Origin of the sequence: Streptomyces sp. NPDC090442 (genome assembly GCF_044769405.1) — a bacterium.
GTDB lineage: Bacteria > Actinomycetota > Actinomycetes > Streptomycetales > Streptomycetaceae > Streptomyces.
Genome location: NZ_JBIVXW010000012.1, coordinates 72239 through 94523, shown reverse-complemented (window position 1 = coordinate 94523; position 22285 = coordinate 72239). Strand labels below are relative to the sequence as shown.

The following is a 22285-nucleotide window of genomic DNA, read 5'->3' as shown; positions in this document are numbered from 1 at the left end:
CCCGACCAGGCTCCGGGGCGGGCCGGCACCACCCGCCCGCCCCGGACGCTCCAACCCCGAACCGGAGCCCCCACATGGATGCGAACCTCAACGCCGAACTCCTGGACAACCTGCTCACCATCGCCGGCCGCCCCGGCCCCACGCGCGAGAAGGTGCGCGTGTGGTCCATGTCCGGCGTCGAGCGCCTGACCTTCCCGGACGGCACCACCGCCATCTTCAAGTACGCCAAGAAGCCGTTCGACAACGAGGACCAGGCCCTCCGCCTGGCGCACACTCGCGGCCTCCCGGTCCCGCAGGTCCACGCCTCCGCTGTCGTGGACGGCTGGCTCGGGATGCTGCTGGAAGACCTCGGTCCCGCCATCCGCGAGGCCGACGACCTCGACGGTGCCGTCGCTGCCGTGGTCCTCCACCGCACTCCTATGGCTGCCGCCCTGCCCGTCCTCGACCAGAGGCGGCTACGGACGCTGCCGAGCCGAGCCCTGGACCACCTCGACCAACTCCGCAAGGCGGAACGGTGGCAGGAGGCAGACGACATCGAGGACGCTCTCGACCGGATCGCCCGCACCGCCGAGGCCCGCTCGGTCGGGGCGACGGTGGCACCGTTCGGCTGGGTCCAGTCGGAGTTCCACCCCACCAGCCTCCACATCGGCCACAACGGCTGGCACTTGTTGGACTTCGCCCGTTCCTTCACCGGCCCTGGACTGCTCGACCTCGCCAGCTGGCATGGCACCCTCGACACCCCCGTCCCCGTGCGCCTTCGCGTCTTCCTGGAGGCGTACGTCACCGAAGGCGGCACCCCCGACGCCCTCACCGAGCGCGGCGGCCTCGCCCCCGAGAAGTGGGCACTGGGCTGGCACCGTATGTGGGCCGTCGAGTGGTTCATGGAGCAGGCCATCCGCTGGATCAACGACCCAGCCACCGACCCCGCGTACATCAAGACCGCCCGCCGCCATTTGACCGACGTCCTCCAGCTGCTGGAGGTCTAGATGCTCGCTCAGGCTTCCCCGTGGTACGTCCACGCTCTTCAGCGCACTGAGGCGGGGCTTGCCGAACCGTTGTCCGTGCCGGCCCGGATGGAGTGGACCACGCGGCCCGGCCGGGGCCCTGGTGCCGAGATATTCGGCGTGGACCTGCGCGGCAAGCGGGTGCTGGAACTCGGCTGCGGCCCCGGCCACAACGCCGCTTGTCTCGCCACCCGCCACGGAGCCCGAGTCACCGGCGTCGACCTGGTCGGCCTACAGGTCCGCAGGGCCCGCTCGCACTACGGACGGCTGAACGACCTCACTTTCGTCGCCGGCCACGCCCTGCACTACCTGCAGGCATCCGACGAACGGTTCGACGCGATCTATTCCGTCTTCGGTGCGGTCGACCTCGTCGCCCCCGAACTCCTGCTGCCCGCCATCGCCCAGCACCTCAAATCGGGCCGCACCCTGGCCTTCTCCACTCCCCACCCCCAGCGCGGCGGCAGACGACCAGCCACCGATGACCGGCCCTGCCGCGACTACGTCACCCTGCCCGACCGCACCCGGCTCCCGGTCGCCCGCTGGGACTTCGACGCCGGCCGCTGGGAGAAGCACCTCGACCGCGCGGGCCTCTGGCTCACCTCGGCCCGGGAGTTCCACGACGCCCGCACGGGCGGCTGGCCCACCACCTTGCTGATCACCGCACGCAAGCTCTGATCTCGCCCGGCTTCCTCTGGAGGAACCGATGCGCCTGCCCTACTTGCTCCTCGACATCGACGGCGTCCTCATACCGTTCCCCGACGACCATGGAAACACCCCAGCGACCCATGCCCGCCACGACGTCGTCCCCACCGGCCGCCATGCCGACGATCCGGTCACGGTCTGGCTCAACGCTGCCGACGGCCTCATGCTCATGGACGTGATCCGCACCGGGCTGGTCACGCCGGTCTGGTGCACCAGCTGGCGCCAGGACGCCACCACCCTGATCGGGCCGCTCCTCAGCCTCTCACCTCTGCCCTACGTCGATCTTCCCCGGACGAAGATCACCACCAGCCACCCCCACGGCTACCTCTGGAAACGTGACCACGTCGATGCCTGGCTCGGCGACGAACCCGCCGTCTGGATCGACGACGACTTCACCAACCTCGACCACGCCTGGGCCGCGGAACGCACCGCCCGTGGCGCGGCAACCCTCCTTCTTCAGCCCGATCCCTACGTCGGGCTGCGGGCCGAGCACTTGGGCGAGGCTCTGGAATGGGCCGGGCAGTTGCCTGTAACGCCAGCTTGTGGGTCCGATGGTTCGCGTGGAGCCGAAGCAGCCTGACGTGATCACAGAGCAGGGTGCTGGTGCCCTCGCCGCGAGGAGCGGTGAGGGCACCAGGCTCGATCAGCGGCGTCGACGAGTCTGGGGCTATCGGCGTCGCCCTCGTTCCTCGGGCCTGATGTTCACCCGTGTGGCCAGGGGCTGCGGTGCCTGCGTAGTGCGTGTGGTGCGCCAGGTGCTTGGTGTGCGTGCTGCCTGTGCGCGCCTGTTCGGCTGGGCGGTGATGCGCCAGTTGAGGACCTCGGCGGGGCGCTCGGCGGTGTCGAGTTCTCGGCGAGCGCTCACTTCGGCCAGGAGGTGGCGGGGGTTGTGGCCGGCGGATTCGGCGCGGGCCAGGGTTGTGGCAAGGGCTGGCCAGGCGGGGTCGGTGAGGATGCGGTCTGCGTGATCGGGGATGGCTTCTCGCACGGCCGCTTCGAAGCGCTGGACGGTCTGGGGGCGTGGGGCGCGGCGGGTGAGGTCCGCCAGGACGGGCTCGGCGGCCTGTTGATAGCTGGCCTGCAGGTGGTGGACGGCTTGCTCGGCTGCTGCCGCCTGCTGCTCGTGGCCGCGCTGAGCGTGCCATGTGGCGACGGCGCGGGCCAGGTGGAGGGCGGCGAAGACGAGGGCGATGGCGAGTCCTCCCGGAATGTTGGGGGCGTGGGCGAGTTCCTTGGCGGCCTGGCGCAGTTCGGTGGCGGCCTGGTGGTCGGCTCGGATCGCCGAGCGGCGTGCTCGGTTGAACGCTCGTGCTGCCGCTTGCAGTTCGGCCTGGTGGGGGCCGGGTATGGCGCGGGCCAGGTTGTGGAGGGTGTCGCCGAAGGCGTCCAGGTGGCCCTGGGCCACGGCATCATCGTCCGAGTCGAGGACCGTGTGGGCCGTGCGCACGGCGGTCTCGGTACGGCGCCACGAGTCGGCCGGGTCCGCCACCGGTTGCGGACGGTCGGTCACCTCCTGGGTGGGGAGGCGTTCGGTCAGGCGGTTGTAGGACAGGTCGGGGGCGAGTTTGGAGCCGCCGTACCAGATGGTGTCACCGGGGGCGGCCAGGCTGTAGCCGTCAACTTCGCCGGTCTTGGCGCTGACGCGCGGCTTGACCTGGATGCCGAGCGAGGTGAGGACGGTGAAGTAGTCGTCGATGCTGCGGACGGCGGCGGCGACCGCGTACGCCTGCTCGCGCAGCCACTCCCGCGCGGTCACCTCCTGGCCCTGGCGCTCGGCCTTGGCCCGTTCCGCCCCGGTGGGCGTCTTGGGCGCGGTCAGGTCACCGGACTTGAGGCGGCGCAGCCCGAACTCCTCCTCGACCTTGCGGCACTCTCGCTGAGCCCGCCAGCCGTCGCGGTTCGTCCGCGCGCGTCGGCCGTCGGCGCGGATGGTGGTGGCCAGGATGTGGATGTGGTCGTCGGCGTGGCGGACGGCGATCCACCGGCAGGCTTTCTCGTCCCCATGGGGGGCGATGCCTGTGGCGGCGACGACTCGGCGGGCAACATCGGCCCACTCAGCATCGGTCAGGTAGCGGTCACCAGGCTCGGTGCGTACAGGGCAGTGCCACACATGCTTCCGTGGCTTCTTGCCGCCCAGCTCGCGGGTGCGCAGGTCGACGTGGTGGTCGAGGCGCTTGGCGAGCTGGGTGTAGGTGGCACTCGGGTCGCGGCCGGGGTCGGGGGCGCCGGCCATGTCCCAGGCGGCCACGATGTGGGGGTCGGTGTGCTCGTCGCGCCGGCCCGGCCCGAAGAGGTAGTTGATCAGGCCGCGGGTGTCGGAGCCGGTGGAGACGTCAGGCACCATGGCTGCCGCCTTCCGCCACGAGCTCGTCCATCAGCTGGTAGCTGCGCTCGACGGCCTGGCTGACGCGGTTGAGTACAGCCTCGATCCGGTCAGGGATGGTCCCGCTGTTGATGGCCACGGTGATCTGGTTGAGGTTGGTGCCGATCCGGTTCAACGCCTTGGTGTGGGCCTCTACGGCCTCCACCAGCGGGCGGATCGGATCGTCCTCCGGACTACCCGCCATGTTCGCCTTACCGAGCGCGACCGCGAGGGCGGCATCGCCGACGAACCCAGCGAACTTCTGACCGCGCTGCTCGGCCGCCTCGTCGATAATCCGGACCGCGGTCGGGGTGAAGCGGATCTTCTTCTCCTGGTCACGGTTCTCGGTGGTGCGCTTGCGGTTCATCCGCGCGGGCAGCACCGGGGCATCGGGCTCACGCCACGAGGGCTGCTCGACAAGGGACGGACGGACGTCTGCGCGCGGTTCAGCCGGCAGCGGCTCGGCATGTGGGGCGGAGGCGTCGGCGACAGGCGCGGCGCTGGGCTCGGTCGTCCCCTTCCCCGGCTCGGGCGCCCGCTGGCGCCCGGCCTCCCCCTCCGTCACCCCTGGGGCGGGGGCAAGCGCGGACGAAGCCCCGTTAGGGGCTCGTTCGCTCCAGCTTGCTGCTGTTCGTCGGGCCAGGCCGAACCATCCCCGGCGGCGGGAAGAGGTGGGGCCGGTGTCGTTGTCAGTGTGCATGGTGGTGCTCCTGTGGCAAGGGGGGTGGGGCCGTGTCACGTCCGTTGCATCCGTCCCATGCCTGGTCAGCACAGGTACGGACACAAGCCCAGGTACGGATGAGAGCGTCCCGGCGAGAGAGTCCGTCCCCGCGCTGACCTGCGCGGGGACGGTTGCGACGCACTGCTACGGACTACGCCCCTGGTGGGATCAGAGAGTTCGCTTCGGCCCCGCGGGACCGCCTGGCGGGCCGACGGGCAGCAAACCCGCCGGGGCGGCAGGCGGCTTGCCCTGGGCCGGACGGGCAGGCGCGCCGCCGTGTGCGGGCTCGGGTGCCGCCTCGGTGAGGTGGGGGCAGTGGCGGGCCCAGGCATCCAGGAACCGGTTGCGTATGTACGCCTTGGCCTGCCTGCCGCCCGCGAAGCGGTAGTTCGCCGGGCGGATGTCGAAGTCCCGCAGCAGGAAGCTCAGGTGGTGGGCGTTCAGTCCCTTGTTGCCGTGCTCCGCCCACGGGGCATCGGCGTCCTGGATCAGCGCGGCGACCAGGTCCTGGCTGGACAGGGCCTCGGGATTGTGCGCCCGCTCGAAGATGCGGTGGATGTCGCGCAGCAGCCGCACCTTCACGTTGGTCTGCTCGTCCTGGACCGCCTCGAAGCGGGTCATGGCCACGCACGCGGCACGGGCCTGGGCGGGCCAGTGACCGCCGGCCAGGTCGGCGATGATGACCAGCGGCTCCCAGGTGTCCGCCGCCCGGTCCTCCACCGGCATCTGCGGCACCATACGGGCCGCGGTGCTCCGCAGCGGCCCCAGCCAGGCGGCCAGCCGGCCGCGCAGCGCGTTGAGTTCGGGTGCCGCGTACCGCGAGCGGAACGGGGCGACCTTCTCGCTCGGCTTGCGCTTCTGTATCCGCAGCACGACCGACCGGTCCGTGATGGTGTCGGGCAGGTCGCCGATTCCCGCGATCGCGGCCATCGCGAAGGTGGGGAACAGGGTGGGCTTGTGCTCCGGACCGGAGATCCGCCATGCGGGCCGGTTGCGCTGATGGCCCGCGTTCAGCAGACCGCGCAGGATCTCGCTGTCGCCACTGGCCTTGGGACCGAAGATGGTGTCCGCCTCGTCCACTAGCAAGGTGGGCGGGATCTTGCCGATAGTGCGGAAGATGACCGCCGGAGAGGTGTTCACCGTCATCATCGGGTCGTGGACGGTCTCGTAGAGCACATCCAGCACGCGGGACTTGCCGCACCCCTTGGTCGCGCTGATCACCGCCAAGCGGGGCGCGTGCTGCAGAGCGGCCTGGATGTGCGTGGCCGCCACCCACAGCGTGACCGCGGTCAGTGCCTCCTCGCTGGGCAGCACCACGTACTTGCCGATCGCCGCCCGCAACTCATCCAGCAGCACAGCCCCGTCCCCGGACGGCACAGCTTCGGCACCCTCACGGTCCCCAGTGCCCGATCCGTCATCGGGGACCGTGACGTCGGGATGCACGGGACCGTCGGTCCCCAACGGCACGTGGGCAGCACGGTCCCCGCTGCGGTCCCCATTGCGGTCCCCTGGTGCAACGCGCGCATCTTGGGGACCGGTCCCCGTTGTCACGCCGCTGGCCTGCGCGTTTCCAACAGGCGGGGAGATCGGGACCGTAGCTTGCGGGGACCTGGAATCGGGCACTTCGCGGGGACGGTCCCCAGCCGCCGTATCAGCGGCACGCCGGTCCCCACGCGCGGCCTCGTCGGCCGAAGGCTCAGCAGCTTTCGCTACAGGTGACGGTGAGTCCGCCTGGTTCTCGCGGCGCCAGGGGATGCCCTGGCCGGGGACGGCGGCGGTGGGCCAGATCGTGGGGGATGTGTTTTCCGTGGTGGTGGACGTAGAGTCCTCCATAGACGTTCCTCTCCGGTGAGGGGCAGGACGGGCAAGGTCCCGTCCCTCACCAGCTCGTTCGTTCAGGGATGGGCGATCGGTTGGGGAATCTGATGCCCTCGGCGACGAATCGCCGAGGGCCGCTTCTCTGCCCGCGTCAGCTGCGGGATCAGGCCGTGAGGTCGTACACGGCCTGGGCGTTCAGCCACGCGTCCACCTCCTGCCAGCGGTAGCGCAGGTGACGACCGACCTTCAGGACGTTCGGCCCGATACGGCGGTAGCGCCACTGGTAGAGGGTCTTCACCGGCACACCGAGGTAGGCCGCGACCTCCTCCGGCGTGGCCAGCGGCGCGCGGCCGGCAGCGTCCGCACGGGGTGTAGAGCGAGGGGTTCGGGGCATGGGGCTCCTTCACGGAAATGGCGGCATGGACAAGACAGCCACAGGTTGTCTGCGGTGTCCAGCGGCATTATGTGGAAATTCCACGGCCGCACCAAACGGCCCTTCGCCGAGTGGGAACAAAACCGTAGACCCGAATCCCCGGTTGCCGAAATCACGCCGGGAGGCGAGGGATCCTGGCCGACTTCTTCCCGAGTCGTTACCGCCCCACGGGACATCCCAGCCTGCACCAAAGCACCAGGCCAGAACCACCACGAGCCCCAGGTCAGGGGCCGCCAGAAGCACCCCAGCTTTCGCGGCGCGGGACCATACCATGGAAATCCGGCTTCGCTGAGCCGCCCGAATATCCAGCGTCAGCAAGTTTTCTCGGATACTTGAGTAACCCCTTGCCATGGCCGGTCTTTTCGAGTTACAGCTATCCGTCATGGCTACCCGACCAATTGAAATAGGCCCCGCCGGAATCCGAACCGCGCGCAATATCGAGCGCCTGCGCCTCGCGCGCGGCCTCTCCCAGCAGCAGCTCGCCGAGCGCTGCACCGCCCTCGGGCGACCGCTGACCAACACCGCCCTCAGCCGCACCGAACGCGCCCGCCGCCGCTGCGACGTCGACGACCTCGTCACCATCGCCACCGCCCTCGGCGTTGCCCCTGCCTCCCTGCTCCCTGTCTCCCTGGCGGCGCCGCGTGGCTGAGCCGTACGACCGCTGGCACAAGAAGCGGCCGCAGGCCGGCGAGGAGAAGTGCACCTCCCACAACAAGGTCCCCTCACGCGAACACGGACGCGGCAAAAGGTGGTTGGCCCGGTGGCGCGACCCCGAGGGCGAGCAGCAGAGCGAGAGCTTCGACCGGTACGAGGACGCCCGGCAACATCTCACCAAGATGCAGGGCAGTGTCGACGACGGCACGTACGTCGATCCCCGGAAGGGCGAGGCCCAGCTCAAGGCGGTGGCCGAGCAGTGGCTGGAGAACCAGACGTTCGACAATCCCCGGACCTACGCCCAGTACGAGTCCCGCGTCCGCAACCACATCATCAGGCCGCTGGGCTCACTCAAACTGCGCCAGATCAAGTCGTCCACCGTGCAGACCTGGATCAAGCGGCGCCTGCAGGTGCTGGACGAGACGACCGTCGGGCTGGTCTTCACGCACCTGTCGTCGATCCTGGCCATGGCCGTGGACGACGACCTGATCGCCAAGAACCCTTGTGAAACAGGGTCGGTGAAGCGCGTCAAGCCGAGGCGGTCGAAGAAGGCGGCGAAGGACGTGCCGTTGTCCTGGGAACAGACGGGCGCCGTGCGCGAGCACCTACCTGACCGCTACCAGGCCACCGTCGACTGTGGCCGAGGACTCGGTATGCGGCAGGGCGAGATCTTCGGATTCAGCCCCGAGGATGTCAACTGGCTGCAGAAGGACAAGGTCGTGCACATACGCCGCCAGATCACCCACGACCGCGGCACGCTCGTCTTCGCCCCGCCGAAGGGTGGCACGGACGACGACCCCAAAGATCGCTTGGTGCCGGTCGGCGACGAGTTGGCCGTGCGGCTGGCGGAGCACATGCGCAAGCACCCGCCGGTCGAGGTCACCCTGCCGTGGATGACCAAGGACGGTGAGCCGGTCACCGTGCGCCTGGTGTTCACCACACGGGAGCGCAAGCCGCTGAACAAGAACTACTTCAACTACCTCTGGAAGGGTGCTCTGGAGGCGATCGGCGCGATAAAGGCCCTCAACGACAGGCCCGTCGGCAAGGGCCGCAAGTGAGAAGAGTGCCGCGACAAGATGATGCACGCCCTGCGGCACCTCTTCGCCTCCGAGGCGATCAACGAAGGTGTCGACGTCTACACCCTCGCCGACCTCCTCGGCCACGAGGATCCGGCGTTCACGCTGCGCCGGTACGTGCACCGGGTAACCGACGCGGCGGAGAAGGCGAGGAAGGCAATCGGTAGGCGCTACCGAACCGCTTCGTGAGTGCTACCCGCGCAAAGTCCCCTCCCTACTGCAACACCTACGTCTGCCCCTCCCTCCCCCCCCACTCGGCTGTGGCCGTTAAGGCCGCTGGTCCCGCGTCGCCCCTCCGCCGGACCACACAGGGGGCAAGGAGCCATAGCTCCACCTGTGCACACCTCGACGCTGTCCACCCAAGCCCTCAAGTAGGCACCGACAGGGTCAAGCTAGGCGAGCTACGCGGTGTGCCCGGTGCCGCGCAGCAAAGGCGGGCTGAGCAGCCATGCGCTCCCCCGGCAATAGAGGGCGGCCGGACGTCCGGTGGGAGGCAGCCGCTGTTCCCCCGTGGACTGCACGAACCCCGCGGTGTTGAGCACTTTGCGGCGGAAGTTGCTCGGGTCCAGATACTGCCCCCAGATCACTTCATAGACCGTGCGCAGCTCGCTCAGAGTGAACGACTCCCCGCAGAAGACTGTGGCGACAGCGGTGTACTCGATCTTCCTGCGGATCTCCTCCAGGGCGTCCGCGACGATAACCGCGTGGTCGAACGCCAACTCCTCTGCGTCATTCGTGAGTTCTGACACAGGTGCCCAGTAGGCACGCTCGGCGTCGGTACCACCTACAGGAACGGGAAGATCTGGCCCCAGCGCGAGATAGGCGATGGTGACCACCCTTCCCCTCGGGTCGCGTCGAGGATCTCCGTAGGCGCCGAGCTGCTCCAGGTGCAGTCGGCCGCCGTCGATCCCGGCCTCCTCCCAGAGTTCACGCAGCGCCCCCTCCCGCAAGGTCTCGCCCTTCTGGACGTAGCCGCCAGGCAGCGCGGGTCGACCGAGGAAGGGCTCCACCCCACGCTCGACCAAGAGCACCATCAGCTGATCGCCCCTGAGGGTGAAGATCGCCAGGTCCACGGTCACCCACGACGCCTCCACCTCAGCGGAGTCTTTCAGCCAGTCATCCACCAGAACTCCCAAAGGTCACATTGACTTAAACCCGCTCGGCATTTATGGTCTCATGGACCATAACCCCATGAGGCAAGGGCAGGGCATGATCACTTCCCATGCGCTACCGGCGAAGGAGGCGGCCGGTGAACCCACCGCCGCCACCCGCCACTTATGCACTGGTGTGTACGTGGACGAACGATTTCGCGACCTCGTGATTAACGAGGTGTGCACCGCCCCGCACCGAAGGGTCGCTCCGTCCTACGGGTTCGACATCGTTCCCGTCATGCACCACGCGTGGCGGGCCGCAGCGCTGACCGCGCTCCTCCGCGTGACACTGGTGGGGGCAGTGGTTATTCCGGCCTTCACGGGCGCCCTGCCCACCACCGTTCTCATCACCTGCGGCCTCACCCTCCTCTGGCTGCTCCGTCTCGCCATGCGGCTCCGGGATCGGGAACCGCGGCCCAAACGGAAGTCCAAACGCCGCAGCCTGGGGCCGGTACAAGGCCGTCGACACCTCTTTGGACTGCTCTTCCCCCGGAGGAATTCAGAGAAGACGCGTGCACTCAGACGTATCCGTGTCGCCGCGCTCTCCCTGGCGCTGACCGGCCTGATCATCGCGCTGGCCGATCCGGGCCACGCCGAGACGGCCCTCGGCGTGACCGCGGGAATGACGCTCGCGTGCCTCGGCGTCGGAGCCTCACGTCAGCTGATGCTCAACCACATCCTTCGTGCACCAACTCTTCGGCCCGCACGCCTGTCCAGCCGGCAACGGGCGGCGGACATACAGCAGCGACATGTCTGTGCCGTATACCGTCGCCCTCGCCACCGCGAGGACGAGGATGAGGACGAGGACGACCTGACCATGTTCACACTCTTCGGGGAAGAGTCACCATTCATCGGGGCCGGTGAAATCGTCTATCAGTGGAACCCGCCGATGAGCATCCAGTTGCTGCGCCCCGGCGACGACGAAGCACCGCTCCATGAACGCGAGCACCCAGTACCTCCCTTTCAGGCGCACGAACTGGTCGACTACCTGCGCGAGGCGGTTCAACTGCTGGACACTGATAGCCAGGACGTCCGGCTTCCCGCGCAGGTCCGCGACCGCGTCTACGTGGCCGAAACCGATGTGGCGGCGGACCGTTCCCTCCTTCCGCAGGCATTCAACGAAGCCGACCTGCGCGCCATCATCAACACGCCCGGATCCAAGCAGCACCACTTCCTCGAAGTCACAACGCCCACAGAGGGATCGGAGTATGTTGCGACCGTCTTTTTGCACGTCAGCCTGCAGGGACGCACCTTGAGCATCTCCACGGCAGCGTGCGTCCTCGCTCACACCCCGAGATCCTTCCAGCGCACCGAGGAATTCGGTCACCACGGAGCCATGGCCGTCGCCTGGTCGGCATTCCACGAACTGGCCGCATTACCTTCAGAGGTCCAACGCTCATGGCGGACCATCCGCTATCTCTACGCCTTGGGCAAGGCCGCCGCACTTCCCCGCGACCTCACCTCCACGCCGATCCGCAACGTCTTGATCGGCAGTCGGGCAAGCATACGGGAGACATCGGCCCAGACATGGTCCAAGATCCAATTGGAGAAGAGCGACGTCCTGGGCCGGATGAAGACGATCGAGCAGAGGCTGCTTCGAGCCGCCAGCGACTTCCTGCTCTCCAAGGAAGTGGACATATCCGAGTTCACCGACCGCGCTCTCAAAATCATCAACAGCGGCATCTTCAACTTCGGCGACAACAACAGCTTCAGCAACAACGCAGTGGGCGACGCAGCTCAGGTCGCCGTCTCCGCAAACCAGTCGGCCGGCTCCGGCAATCCCAGCGGTGGAGGACATCAGTGACCAATCAAGGCATCATCAGCCAGGGCGACAACAACAGCTTCAGCAACAACGCCATCGGAGAGCACGCCCAAGTCTCCGTAGCCGCCTCCTCCCACGACATCGGCACTCCTACGGACGGCCGAGCCGACGACGAACGGACGACAACATGGGACATCGGAGTGGTCACGATCCTCAGCGAGGAACTGCGCTCCGTGATAGATGAGTTGAAACTGAAACGTCACAGGGAGCCCAGCGGACTGTACTTCTACCAGGGCAGCCACACCACACCAGAATCGACCATCCGTATCGTGGCCACCCAGAGCCAGGCCCAGGGGCAACGGTCGGCGATGGCTGCCCTGGAAAACCTGCGTCGCCACTACGCGCCGCGGTTGTGGGCCTTGGTCGGCGTGGGCGGCGGTATCCACGACGAGCACGCCCGCATCGGCAACGTCATCGTCTCCACCGACATCGTCTACTACGAGAATCGCAAGATCAATCCACGTGGGGACGTCCGCCGCCGCGGAGAGCACCGGCAGGCGCCGGCACCGGTCGTTCACGCGGTGAACGCCTTTTTCACCGATCACGGAACTCCGGCGCGCTTACACGGTCAGCTCTCTCCCCACGCCTCGGAGGAATTCTGGGTCTACCCAGGAGTGATCGGGTCCGGCGAAGCCGTCATCGCCGACCGCGATAACGACATCCGCAGCTACCTCACGAACTATCACGAGAAGGTCTTAGCGGTGGACATGGAAGCCGGAGGACTGAGCCAGTACTGGCAGGAGAACTCCGTCCACGGCGGAGTCAACCCCGGCTGGATCGTCATCCGGGGCGTGTCCGACAACGCCGACGAGGAAAAGGGCCACGGATATCACGAACTCGCGGCACGAAACGCCGCACACATCCTGCGGCGACTCCTGCCCTATCTCTGCTGACCACGAAGCCGAACAATCGAGATCAACCAAGCGCAGGGAGAAGGATCGCATGACGGATTTTCTGTTCGGGATACTCAGTTCTCTGGCAGCCAGCGCGATCGCGCTCGTCCTCGGCCTCCTACGCAGCTCACGCCCACTGTGGTGGCTGGTCGCCGCATGCTCCTGGTGCACCGGCACCGGGCTTAGCCGCGTGTACCGTCATCAATCGTCCGCTGAGCAGGACATCGCACGCGACCTGAGCCGGGCCCGCTGGATCAAGGTCCTGGCAGGACGTGGAAACGTGCTCACCCGTGAGGTCTTCTCCCCGCTGTGGTCGGGGGAACTGTCCCCGGAGTCCGTCCAGGTCCTGCTGCCCGACCCTCGCACCCGAGGAGACTCCTGGCTCGACCGGCGCGCGCACGACGTGTGCCGGTTCGATCCCGGCTTCACCCCAGACCTGCTCAGGGATCAGGTCCGGACGAACATGGACTACCTCGCCCATGTGGCCCGCACACAACGCAACTTCGAGCTCCGCGGATTCAACCTGCCCAACACCTGCCGGGTGATCGCAACGGACCGGGCTGCCTATCTCACCTTTTACAGCGGCTCCGCTCACGGCAGGAACTCCCCGTGCCTGTACGCCCGGGCACCCGGGCTCCTGTACTCCATCGCCCTGCAGCAGTTCGACGCAGCCTGGATGAACAGCTCACCCGCACTCCCGGCGCCCCAGCCCTGACGCCTCCCCGGCCAGCCTCCAAGCTCCCGCCTCAAGCCCTGAGCCGGGTCACTCACCGAACAGGTCCGGCCACCATTCCTGGAAGTCACTGTCGAAGTCACCCTCGCGCATGTCCCGCAGAACTGCTGCGTACCCGACTTCAATGACCGGGGCGATCATCTTCCGCACCTCGATCGACATGGCAGTGAACTCAGTCCCCGAAGCACGGGTCAGCCGCCACCTCGATGGCGGCACGGCCATCCTCAGCAGGCACTGTCGCAATGTGCAGGTCCCCAGGCGCCTCGTATCGCACAGTCGATCTCTTCCTGAGCAGGCCATGTCATGGTGGCCAGTATCGGCGCCAGACCGACTAGCGGAATCACCGCACCAGGTGTGCACCCGTCGCCCGTGCGATGTGCACCGGTTGTGCACCACACTCTCCGATCAACACGAATCTGCCCAGGTCAGAGCGTTCCTCCAGCTCTACTTCGACATCTAAGAAACACCGAGGATCCGGGCGGGTTTCTGCTCTCCTGGGCTGTTCTCAAGGCCGTCGGCCGTGTGCTTCCTGTTTCGGAAGCCGCGGCCGACGTTGCATACAGGGGCGGCGCAAGCGTCGCTCTCCGCTCGATGGCGCGCTTCGGGAACTCGCCGCGACGGGCGAGGCCGCGGACATCCGTAAGAATGTTGCGCAGGCCACCATCTCGTCGAGGGGAGAGGCTGAACGGGCGGACCGCCGGGGGTTGATCGACCTCCAGGAAGCGATCGGCCGAGCACGGTTCGACGGGGCGACCGATGAACTCTCCATGCACGCATGCCACTCATTCGAGTGACTCGACACTGGCGTGTGCGCCTAATGTCCGAATATGCGATGCGGTGCGGTCGGTCAGAGGAGGTAAGTTCTGCGCTCCAAGCGTGAGGACCAGACCTCGTGCATCCTTCTCAGTGGAAGATTCGGAAACCTTGAACGCATTGCGCGCAGTCCTAGCCGGAATTGCACTCTTCGGCCTGACGGGAATCTCCGTCGCCGCCACCACGGGTGAGGCGTACGCAGCGCCAAAGGCCGCAGCGCAACAGACGCCCGCTGCGGGCACGGTTTCTCCGCACCAGGTGATGTGGTGGACGCGGGCGGACCACAGCTGACCCGGCCGGGTTCCCGGGTCCTGGTCCATGTGGTTCGGGTCAGGGCCCGGTGTCCTTCTGGCCGGCCAGAAGGCGACGCAATTCCGTTCCTTCGACGAAGGCTCCCAGTTGGTGGTAGAGGACCAGGGCCCGCTCGGCGTAGCGGCGCGCGGCCTCGGTTTCGTGGGTGCGGAGGAGGGTTCGCGCTATTCCGGCGAGGGCGTGTGCCGCGCCGAGCGGGAACTTGTGCTTCTGGGCGATTCCCAAACCGTCCTGGTACATCTCCAGCGCGGCCGCCAACTGCCCGGCCGAGCGCAGGGTGTCGGCGATCCCGATGAGGGCACGGTGTCGCTCGTAAGGGCTGTCGATGTGCCGCGACACCTCTTCCGCCGCGTGGAAGTGCTGTAGCGCCTCATCGGTCCGGCCGGATTCCGCACAGGTGGCGCCCAGGCTGGTCAGTGCGTTCACCTCCCCCACCGCATCGCCTCGCGCGCGGTTGCTGGCGAGGGCCCGGAGGAAACATTCCCGGGCCAACTCCAATTGACCGGTCACGCGATACACGGTGCCGAGGTTAGTATCGAGAATGGCGAACTCCTGGAGCCCGCCGAAACGACGCACCAAGGCCAGGGATTGTTCGTAGTAACCACGAGCCTCCTCGTAGAGGCCCTCCGTGAAGTGGATCTCCCCTATGTTATTGAGGGCTTTAGCCTGGCCATGTGCGTCCTGGAGACCGCGGTGGATCTCCAGCATCTTCTCGAACCGGCGCATCGCCTCGGGATATTCGGCGCTGAAGATGAGCCAGGCGCCCTGCACGTTGAGACTCTCCGCTACGCCGTGGAGATCACCCACCTCCCGATAGAGCTGAAGTGCGCGCTCCACTTCTGCCAGGCACTTCTCGCCCCGGCCCGCGGCAAGGTGGGCCCGTCCGATCTCGAAGAGGGCGTCGGCGCGACCGTGGGAATCTTGGAGTTCGTCGTAGAGGAGTAGCGCCTCGGAGGCACAGCGGAGTGCCTCGGCGTGTTTCTGCTGGGCCAGTACGCTCGCGCGTTCCACCAAGGTTTGCGCGAGGGCCTGACGGTCATCTCCGCGGCGCAGCGCGGTCAGTGCGGCATCGGCGACTTCGGTGGTGATGTCGTGGGTTCCCCACAGTTTGAGCGAGTAGGCAAGTACGTGGGAGAAGTGGGCGGCGAATTCCGGGAACTCGGCGGCTGCAGTGCGGGCGACGGCCAAGAGGTTGGCGCACTCGACGGTCAGCCATACCGCTGCCGCGTCGGCGGAGTCGGAAGTGCGCGGGCCCTGAACGGTGGGCACAGCGGAGACGCAGGGGGAAGCAAGCTTCGCGTCGATGGGGCGCCTCCGGCGGCGGGGGTGAGCGAGCCGATCCGCGTGATCCGCCGCGGTGAGGTAGTAAGCCACGAGGCGGCGCAGGGCGTCGCGGCGGGCCGGGGCAGAATCCTCGCGGGAGTGGACACGACGCGCGAACGCCCGGGCGAGGTCGTGCAGTTGATAGCGCTCACGTACCGGTTCGTCGAGGAGGTGCCGGTCCAGGAGTTGATCGGCCGCGCGACGGACCGCGGCAATCGCCGTGCCGCACAGGGCGGTTGCCGCTTCGAGGGTGATGTCGGGTCCCGGATGCTGCGCGAGGTGCCGGAACAGGTGCTGTGCGGGGGCGTCGAGGTCGCCGTAGGACAGCAGGAAGGCGGCCTCGACCCGTTCATCGAACTCGTCCAATCGGTCGGCGGCGCCCGCCAGCCGGTCCGCGACGTACTCCAGGTCCCAGGTGTCCCGGTGGCGGAAGCGGCCGGCGAGCAACTGCACCGTCAGGGGGTGGCAGTTGCAGAGCTCGACCACCCGGCGGAGCGCGGCGCGGTCGGACGTGCGGTAGGCGCCGACGATCCGGGAGAAGAGGGAGGACGCCTCCGACACCGGCAGTACGTCCAGATGGACCGAGGCCGCACCGTCCAACTCGGCGAGCCGGTTGCGGCTCGCCACGATCGCACAGCAGGTGGCCGCCCCGGGAAGGAGCGGACGCACTTGTTCGGCGTCCTTGGCGTTGTCGAGGACCACAAGCACTCGGCGGTGGGCCGTCCACTCCCGCCATCTGACGACCCGCTCGTCGAGACTGTCCGGGAGCGAGCCCGAAAGGTCCGCGCTCCGCAGCAGCGACGCCAACGCCTCGGCTGGTTCGTACGGCGGCTGGTCACTGTAGGCACGGAGGTCCAGGTAGAAGCGGCCCTCCGGGTACTGCGGACGCAACCGGTGAGCGGCGTGCACGATCAGCGCCGACTTGCCCACGCCCGGCATGCCGTGCACAACGGTGAGCGGGAGTGCGGTGCCTGCACCGTGTGCCACCGCGGAGGGGCTGTTGAGCAGGTACCGCAGTTCGTAGCGGCGCCCGGTGAAGTCCTTGGTGTCGCGCGGCAGCGTGTCTCCGGTTGTCGCTCGGCCGTCCTGCACCACGCCGTCGGCGGCGGGCTCGGCGCTTCCCCCACTTGCTCCGTGCGGTGCTGCGCTCGAACGTGGCTCCTCGGTGGCGGAAGGCCGTGCCATAGTTGCCGGGCCGCGGTCACAGACCAGCGTCGCGTCCTGAGCGAGAATGCGGCGCTGAAGGTCCTGGAGTTCGGCGCCGGCGTCGATGCCCAACTCGTCCCGTAGGCGCCGTTGGGCCTTCCGGAAATGGGCCAGTGCCTCGCCGTCGCGACCGCACCGGTAGAGAGCCAGCATGAGGGCCGCCACGGTCCTTTGCGCCAGCGGGTTCTGGGTAACCATCTCCTGTAACTCGCCGATGAGTTCGGCGTGACGGCCCAGTTCGAGCTCCAGGCGGATGCGCTCCTCCCGAATGTGCCGGTGGTCCTCGGTCAGGCGAGTGCGGGCGGCGGCGGCCCAAGCTCCGGAGAACTCCACGAACGGTTCGCCACGCCACAATGCCTCGGCGGCGAGCAGTTGCCCGGCGGCGAACTCCCGGTCGCCGCGATCGGCGGCCGCGCGGGCCTCCCGGCGTAATCGCCTGAGGCGGCAGAGATCGACGTCGTTCCGGTCGATCACGCGCAGCCGATATCGGCGGGTCGGGCATCGCTCCACGCTCACTCGGTCACCGACCGCCTGGCGTAGGCGCCCACGTAATCGTGAGAGGTGGCTGTACAAGGATTCCAGGGGCGTTTCCGGTAGGTCGTCGTCCTCCCAGACCCGCGCCATCAGCGTGTCCACGGTGACCGGATCCCCTTGGGCGTACAGCAGTGAGGCCAGGACACAGCGCTCCTTCGGCGAACCGAGCCCGTGCTGCCGCCCCTCGTGCCACAGTTCCAGAGGTCCCAGCGCAAGAAGTTCCACCATCGCCCCCCCTGCGGCTCTCCTTCGTCCTGCCTCCCCCGGCAGTTCCCGTGCACCTGCACGAGCATCCGGTCTCACTGTCGCGCCGCGGTCGACCGGGTCAGAGGGGGCGGGCCGGGGCGCATCGACGCGTGAGGGGCGCATGTATCTCGGCCGATACCGCAGGAGCACTGCAAGTTGGTTGCCAGTTTTCTGCAAGCCTGACTGCAAGTGTGCCCTGGAATCTTCTTATCAGAAGCCGGGGTTCAAGGGGGCCGGATGGCCGAATCCCTGGTCTTCTCGACAACAGGTGCGGGAACGGGGGGAGTTCGCGTGAGCGTGTCGTTATGGGATGTCGATCGTCGCCATGTGCCGCTGCGGCTGGACGTCGATCGGTGGGCCACCCGGCGGGTGCGCAAGAAATTGCTGGCAGTGGTGCACACGGTGACCACAGGGCAACGGCTGCTGGAGGCGGTCCAGTTGTTGGATGCCGATCCACAGGTGCAGGTCGTCTTCACCGCCGCCCCGGATGTCTTCGGCCACGGGGTGGACGTCTTTCTCTCACAACTGAAGGGGTTGGTGGTGCCCTGGAGCCAGGCGGTAAACATCCGCTTCGATCTGGCACTGGCCGCGAGCTACAGCGGGCTGCACGAGTTGCACGCGCCTGTCATCGTGCTCCCGCACGGTGTGGGACACAACAAGTTCGTGTCCGCGCCCACGGGCGGCCGGGGCAGTGGCGCAACGCCGGCGGACCGCGGGGTCTACGGCCTGAGTCGCCAACGGCTGGTGCGGGACGGGGAGGTCGTACCCGAGGTGATCGTGCTGTCGCACGAGGAGGAGCTGGGGCGCCTCGGTCGCGAGTGTCCGGAGGCCCTGCCCTTCGCGGAGGTGGTCGGCGACCCGTGTTTCGACCGTATGGTCGCCAGCCTTCCCTCCCGGGCCCTGTACCGGGAGGCGCTGTCCACGAGTTCCCGCCAACAACTGGTGCTGGCCTGTTCCACCTGGGGGCCGGAGTCACTGCTCGGGCAGCAGTGGGACCTGTTGGACAGGCTCGTGACGGAGCTTCCCCGGGAGGAGTTCCGGATCGCCGTTCTGCTGCATCCCAACATCTGGAACACGCACAGCGAATGGCAGGTCGGTAGCTGGTTCGCCGGGCTACGTCGTTCGGGGGTGAACCTGATCAGCCAGCACGCCGACTGGTGCGGGCCCGTGGCAGCCGCCGATTTCATCGTGGGCGATCACGGCTCCGTTCTGCTGTACGGGACGATGACGGGGGCTCCCCTCCTCATGGGTGGCTCGGCGACGTTGGAACTGGCTCCGGGGTCGCCGATGGCCGAACTGCGGTCGATCGCACCCCGGATCGATGCCGACCGTCCGCTGCGCCGGCAACTGCGCCGGGCTGCCGCCGTGCACCGTGCCGAACGCTATGCGCACCTGGCGGCCCGGATCACGTCGGAACCGGGGCGCTTCGCCCGCCGGATGCGCGCGCTGATCTACCGGAAGCTGCGGCTGCGGGCGCCAGCGGTGCGGCTCACCACCGATCCGGCGCCGCTGCCGGTCACCGTGGAGCGCGGGGCGGCGGGCGGTGTCGTGTCGTGAGTGCGCTGAGGCTGACGCTGGAAGGGCCGGCGCTTCCCGTCCCATTGACCATCGCCATCCGCGAGACGCCGGTTCCCGAGGTGGCCCGCTCCGCCTGGCGCGTGGGAGTCACCCTGCGGCCCGGGTCCGGCCGATCAGTGGTGGACCGCCATCTGCGCGTTCTCCAACCGGCGCCGGCGCCTTGGCCGCTGTTGGCGGACGTGCTGACGGGGCCGGGGCCGCACAGCGGCGTGGCCGAACGCTGGGCGTCCCGGCATCCCGGGGCGGTGGTGGTCGCGGTGTACGGGGGCGCCGGGACGTGCTTGCTGCGGTTCGGTGCGTACGGCTCCGAGGGCGTCCTGCTGCCCGTGCGGGAATCGCAGTTGCGCAACGTGCCTTGGGGCGCGTGGGCGTCTCTGGCCCACGCCTGGTTGGTGGCGCGGCTCGCGCCGGCTGCGCTCGCCACGACGACGATCCGGGTGTCGGATCCGGCGGGTGACAGGCAGCCGGGGACTCAACCGGAGGGGGCATCCCGCTCAGTGACCGCGGGGCCCGCACCGTGCTCCTGTTCCGTCGGCGGCTCGCCGCCCAGACTTTCCAGTCGGTCACGTACCTTGGCCGCCGGGCCCGGTCGTTTGACCGCGGTGTAGAGGTCCAGCGACTCTCGGTAGCGGTCCTCGGCCCGTTGGGTCTGGCCCTGGTCCTCGGCGGCCTGTCCCAAGTACTCCAAGGCGCGGGCCTCTTCGTAGTGGGCGGCGATGGCACGCATCACGGTCAACGCCTCGGACAGCAGCTCTTCGGCTTCGGCGGGCGCGCCCTGCCGAAGCCGAACCTGTCCGAGCAGGGTGATGGCCCGGGCGGCGTTGTAGGTGTCGCCCGCTGCACTCAAGGTCGCGTGGGCGGCGGCCGCGTCGGAGGCGGCCGGGGTCAACTGGGCGAGCGCGAGCTCGACATCGGCCGCGTTGAGCCGGGCGAGCCCGCCGGCGCGGTGATCGCCGTGCTCGGGGAGTTCCTCGGCGGCGCGGGCAAACAACTCGGCGGCCGCGTCAAGCCGACCGAGCCGCTGGTGGGCCAGACCACGGTAGTTCAGGGTCCGGGCACGCCCCAGAGCGTCCCCGTCCTCCGCGAAGATCGCGGCCGCACTGTCGAACATGGCCAAGGCGTCTTGCGGGCAGCCCCTGCCCAGCTCACCCATGCCTCCGGACGTCAACATGCGACACTGCGCGACGCGGTCACCCAACTCCTGGGCCATGGCCAGCCCTTCGGCATGCGCGTCGTGCCAGTGGTCGTAGTGCTTGCGCCGCAGGAAGAGGGGCCACATGGCGTCGGTGAGCTGCCAGGCCAGCCACGGCAGCCCCGCAGGCCGGGCAATCCTGATCAGCGTCATGAGGTTGTCGCGCTCACGCTCCAGCCAATCCAGCGCGGTTTCCGCGTCGTTGCCCAGGTCTTCGACGACCGGTTCCTCACGCACGCCCTCAAGGTACGTGCGTTCCATCGTGCGGTGCTGCGGGTCGATGAGCTGCTCGGCTCGCGTGGCCGTAGCCAGGTAATGGGCGGCAATCCGCCGCAGCAGCGACTTCCGCTTGCTGGCGGACTCCTCTTCCTGGGCCTTGGCGGCGGCGTGCAGCCGCACGAGGTCGTGGAAGCGGTAGCGCTCCTCGCCGGTGTCGCTCAGCAGGTTCCGGTCGAGCAGTTCGTCCAGGAGGTCCGTGGCATCGGGCAGGTCGGCGTCGGAGAGCTCGGCGAGTACCGCGGTCGCCACCGACTTGCCGAACTCCGTTCCCGGGTGCAGGCCGAGCCACCGGTAGAGCCGGGCCGCATCGTCCGGCAGTTCCTGATACGAGAGATCCAACGCTCCGCGCAGGCTGTGGTCCTCGTCAACGGACAGCGCGTCCAATCTGGCGTGCTCCTCGGTGAGCGCCCGAACCATGGTGGTGATTCGCCGATTCGGCCGGGCGGCGAGCCGAGCGCCGACCAGGCGGACGGCCAACGGCAGACCTGCGCACAGACCGGCCAGCTTGCGAGCGTCGTCCGGCTGCGTCGCCACGCGGTCGTCGGAGAGCGTGTCGGCCAGCAGTTCCACTGCGGCATCCAGATTCAGCGGCTCCAGGTGCATCTGGTAGCAGCCCTCCAGCGTCAGCCCGGACAGCCACCGTCTGCTTGTCACGAGAGTGACCGCCGGTCCTCCCGGAAGCAGGGGACGCACCTGGGCAGCGGTCGCGGCGTCATCCAGCAGCACCACGATCCGGCGCTCGGCGGTGAGCGAGCGGAAGAGCGCCGCCCGCTCGGCGATCTCGGCCGGCAACGCCTGCGGTGCCACCCCGAGCCCCCTCAGGAAGTGGCCCAACACATGGGCCGGATCGGCGGGGCCGCCGGGCGCCTGGCCTCTGAGGTCCGCGTATAACTGGCCGTCCGGCAATTCGGGGCGCAGGCTGTGTAACCATCCCAGTGCGAGCGCGGTCTTGCCGACACCTCCCAGCCCGCTCAGCGCGGCCACGACGGCATGGCCGCCGCTCTCCGCCCGATTGCGGTTCCGCTCCAGCCGGTTGAGTTCTTCCGCACGGTCAACGAGACGTACCGCCGCCGGCAATTGCCACAGCCCGTGAGCTACCGCCGGAGCTTCCGTGCGGATATGGATATCGCCGTGCACGACACCGGCCTGCACGGCGGCGCCATGTACGACGCCGCTCAACTCGTTGCGACTGTTGGGTTGTTGCCCCCGCACACGTCCCCCTCCGGCGTGTCACCGGCGCCCCTCGCCATCGGCCGGCTCCTGAGGTGAGTATCTCCACCCCCACATTCGACAACGCATTCGCGCAAGTCCCCTGAGGGTGTGACCTTGGTCGCGACAGAAACGCTACGACCTATCCCTATGGCATATGCCATCCTCTTTGCCGCCGTCCATCGAGTACGGCGATGCCACTCTAATGAGTGTGCCGATAAGAA

At 68.2% G+C, this 22285-nt stretch carries 18 protein-coding genes; 10 read left to right on the top strand and 8 right to left on the bottom strand.

Going from position 1 to position 22285, the window contains the following annotated elements:
* The first annotated feature begins 74 nt into the window (after window positions 1-74).
* From ACIQU6_RS11580 to ACIQU6_RS11570, 3 genes are read left to right on the top strand one after another with little or no spacing between them, the layout of a single operon-like run.
* Window positions 75-986 carry an aminoglycoside phosphotransferase family protein gene (locus ACIQU6_RS11580; RefSeq protein WP_403481423.1) on the top strand — a complete coding sequence of 304 codons (912 nt, stop codon included), beginning with the start codon at window positions 75-77 and terminating at the stop codon, window positions 984-986.
* Window positions 987-1679, top strand: coding sequence for a methyltransferase domain-containing protein (locus tag ACIQU6_RS11575; protein WP_403481422.1), 693 nt, complete (start codon window positions 987-989; stop codon window positions 1677-1679).
* Between the two features lie 28 nt (window positions 1680-1707).
* Window positions 1708-2286, top strand: coding sequence for an HAD domain-containing protein (locus tag ACIQU6_RS11570; protein WP_403481421.1), 579 nt, complete (start codon window positions 1708-1710; stop codon window positions 2284-2286).
* Window positions 2287-2373: 87 nt separating this feature from the next.
* On the opposite strand, the gene ACIQU6_RS11565 is transcribed toward ACIQU6_RS11570, so the two are convergent.
* The 4 genes from ACIQU6_RS11565 to ACIQU6_RS11550 all read right to left on the bottom strand — a co-directional run bounded on the left by ACIQU6_RS11565 (window position 2374) and on the right by ACIQU6_RS11550 (window position 7001).
* Window positions 2374-4050 (bottom strand): relaxase/mobilization nuclease domain-containing protein, encoded by a 1677-nt coding sequence (locus tag ACIQU6_RS11565; protein WP_403481420.1) that lies wholly within the window; start codon window positions 4048-4050, stop codon window positions 2374-2376.
* Window positions 4040-4450, bottom strand: coding sequence for a plasmid mobilization relaxosome protein MobC (gene mobC / locus ACIQU6_RS11560; RefSeq protein ID WP_403481419.1), 411 nt, complete (start codon window positions 4448-4450; stop codon window positions 4040-4042). Before mobC ends, ACIQU6_RS11565 begins: the two co-directional genes overlap by 11 nt.
* Window positions 4451-4957: 507 nt before the next feature.
* The gene (locus ACIQU6_RS11555; RefSeq protein ID WP_403481418.1) at window positions 4958-6166 is read right to left on the bottom strand and encodes a DUF3631 domain-containing protein; all 1209 of its coding nucleotides are present in this window, start codon (window positions 6164-6166) and stop codon (window positions 4958-4960) included.
* Window positions 6167-6770: 604 nt separating this feature from the next.
* A complete protein-coding gene (locus ACIQU6_RS11550; RefSeq protein WP_403481417.1) occupies window positions 6771-7001 on the bottom strand; it encodes a helix-turn-helix domain-containing protein in 231 nt (76 codons plus the stop codon).
* Window positions 7002-7422: 421 nt separating this feature from the next.
* Here ACIQU6_RS11550 and ACIQU6_RS11545 point away from each other — a divergent pair, with 421 nt between their 5' ends.
* From ACIQU6_RS11545 to ACIQU6_RS11535, 3 genes are read left to right on the top strand one after another with little or no spacing between them, the layout of a single operon-like run.
* Window positions 7423-7689, top strand: a complete 267-nt coding sequence (locus ACIQU6_RS11545) for a helix-turn-helix domain-containing protein (RefSeq protein WP_403481416.1) — start codon at window positions 7423-7425, stop codon at window positions 7687-7689.
* Window positions 7682-8752 (top strand): tyrosine-type recombinase/integrase, encoded by a 1071-nt coding sequence (locus ACIQU6_RS11540; protein WP_403481415.1) that lies wholly within the window; start codon window positions 7682-7684, stop codon window positions 8750-8752. The genes ACIQU6_RS11545 and ACIQU6_RS11540 overlap by 8 nt, the downstream gene beginning before the upstream one ends.
* 18 nt (window positions 8753-8770) lie before the next feature.
* Window positions 8771-8959, top strand: coding sequence for a tyrosine-type recombinase/integrase (locus tag ACIQU6_RS11535; RefSeq protein ID WP_403481414.1), 189 nt, complete (start codon window positions 8771-8773; stop codon window positions 8957-8959).
* 212 nt (window positions 8960-9171) lie between these two features.
* Here the strand turns inward: ACIQU6_RS11535 and ACIQU6_RS11530 are convergent, their stop codons facing one another.
* Window positions 9172-9894, bottom strand: coding sequence for an NUDIX hydrolase (locus tag ACIQU6_RS11530; RefSeq protein ID WP_403481413.1), 723 nt, complete (start codon window positions 9892-9894; stop codon window positions 9172-9174).
* Between the two features lie 67 nt (window positions 9895-9961).
* Here ACIQU6_RS11530 and ACIQU6_RS11525 point away from each other — a divergent pair, with 67 nt between their 5' ends.
* From ACIQU6_RS11525 to ACIQU6_RS11515, 3 genes are read left to right on the top strand one after another with little or no spacing between them, the layout of a single operon-like run.
* Window positions 9962-11725 carry a hypothetical protein gene (locus ACIQU6_RS11525; RefSeq protein WP_403481412.1) on the top strand — a complete coding sequence of 588 codons (1764 nt, stop codon included), beginning with the start codon at window positions 9962-9964 and terminating at the stop codon, window positions 11723-11725.
* On the top strand, window positions 11722-12636 hold the full coding sequence (locus ACIQU6_RS11520; protein WP_403481411.1) for a hypothetical protein: 915 nt from the start codon (window positions 11722-11724) through the stop codon (window positions 12634-12636). The genes ACIQU6_RS11525 and ACIQU6_RS11520 overlap by 4 nt, the downstream gene beginning before the upstream one ends.
* A gap of 49 nt (window positions 12637-12685) precedes the next feature.
* Window positions 12686-13351 (top strand): hypothetical protein, encoded by a 666-nt coding sequence (locus ACIQU6_RS11515; protein ID WP_403481410.1) that lies wholly within the window; start codon window positions 12686-12688, stop codon window positions 13349-13351.
* A 48-nt stretch (window positions 13352-13399) separates the two neighbouring features.
* Here the strand turns inward: ACIQU6_RS11515 and ACIQU6_RS11510 are convergent, their stop codons facing one another.
* Both ACIQU6_RS11510 and ACIQU6_RS11505 read right to left on the bottom strand, forming a co-directional pair.
* Entirely contained in the window at window positions 13400-13531 is a 132-nt protein-coding gene (locus tag ACIQU6_RS11510) for a hypothetical protein (protein ID WP_403481409.1), read from the bottom strand.
* A gap of 981 nt (window positions 13532-14512) precedes the next feature.
* Window positions 14513-17785 carry a BTAD domain-containing putative transcriptional regulator gene (locus tag ACIQU6_RS11505; RefSeq protein WP_403481408.1) on the bottom strand — a complete coding sequence of 1091 codons (3273 nt, stop codon included), beginning with the start codon at window positions 17783-17785 and terminating at the stop codon, window positions 14513-14515.
* A 309-nt stretch (window positions 17786-18094) separates the two neighbouring features.
* Between ACIQU6_RS11505 and ACIQU6_RS11500 the strand changes: the two genes are divergently transcribed.
* On the top strand, window positions 18095-19360 hold the full coding sequence (locus ACIQU6_RS11500) for a hypothetical protein (protein WP_403481470.1): 1266 nt from the start codon (window positions 18095-18097) through the stop codon (window positions 19358-19360).
* Window positions 19361-19853: 493 nt separating this feature from the next.
* Here the strand turns inward: ACIQU6_RS11500 and ACIQU6_RS11495 are convergent, their stop codons facing one another.
* Window positions 19854-21836: an ATP-binding protein gene (locus ACIQU6_RS11495; RefSeq protein ID WP_403481407.1), complete on the bottom strand. Its 1983-nt coding sequence runs from the start codon at window positions 21834-21836 to the stop codon at window positions 19854-19856.
* Window positions 21837-22285 lie beyond the last annotated feature (449 nt).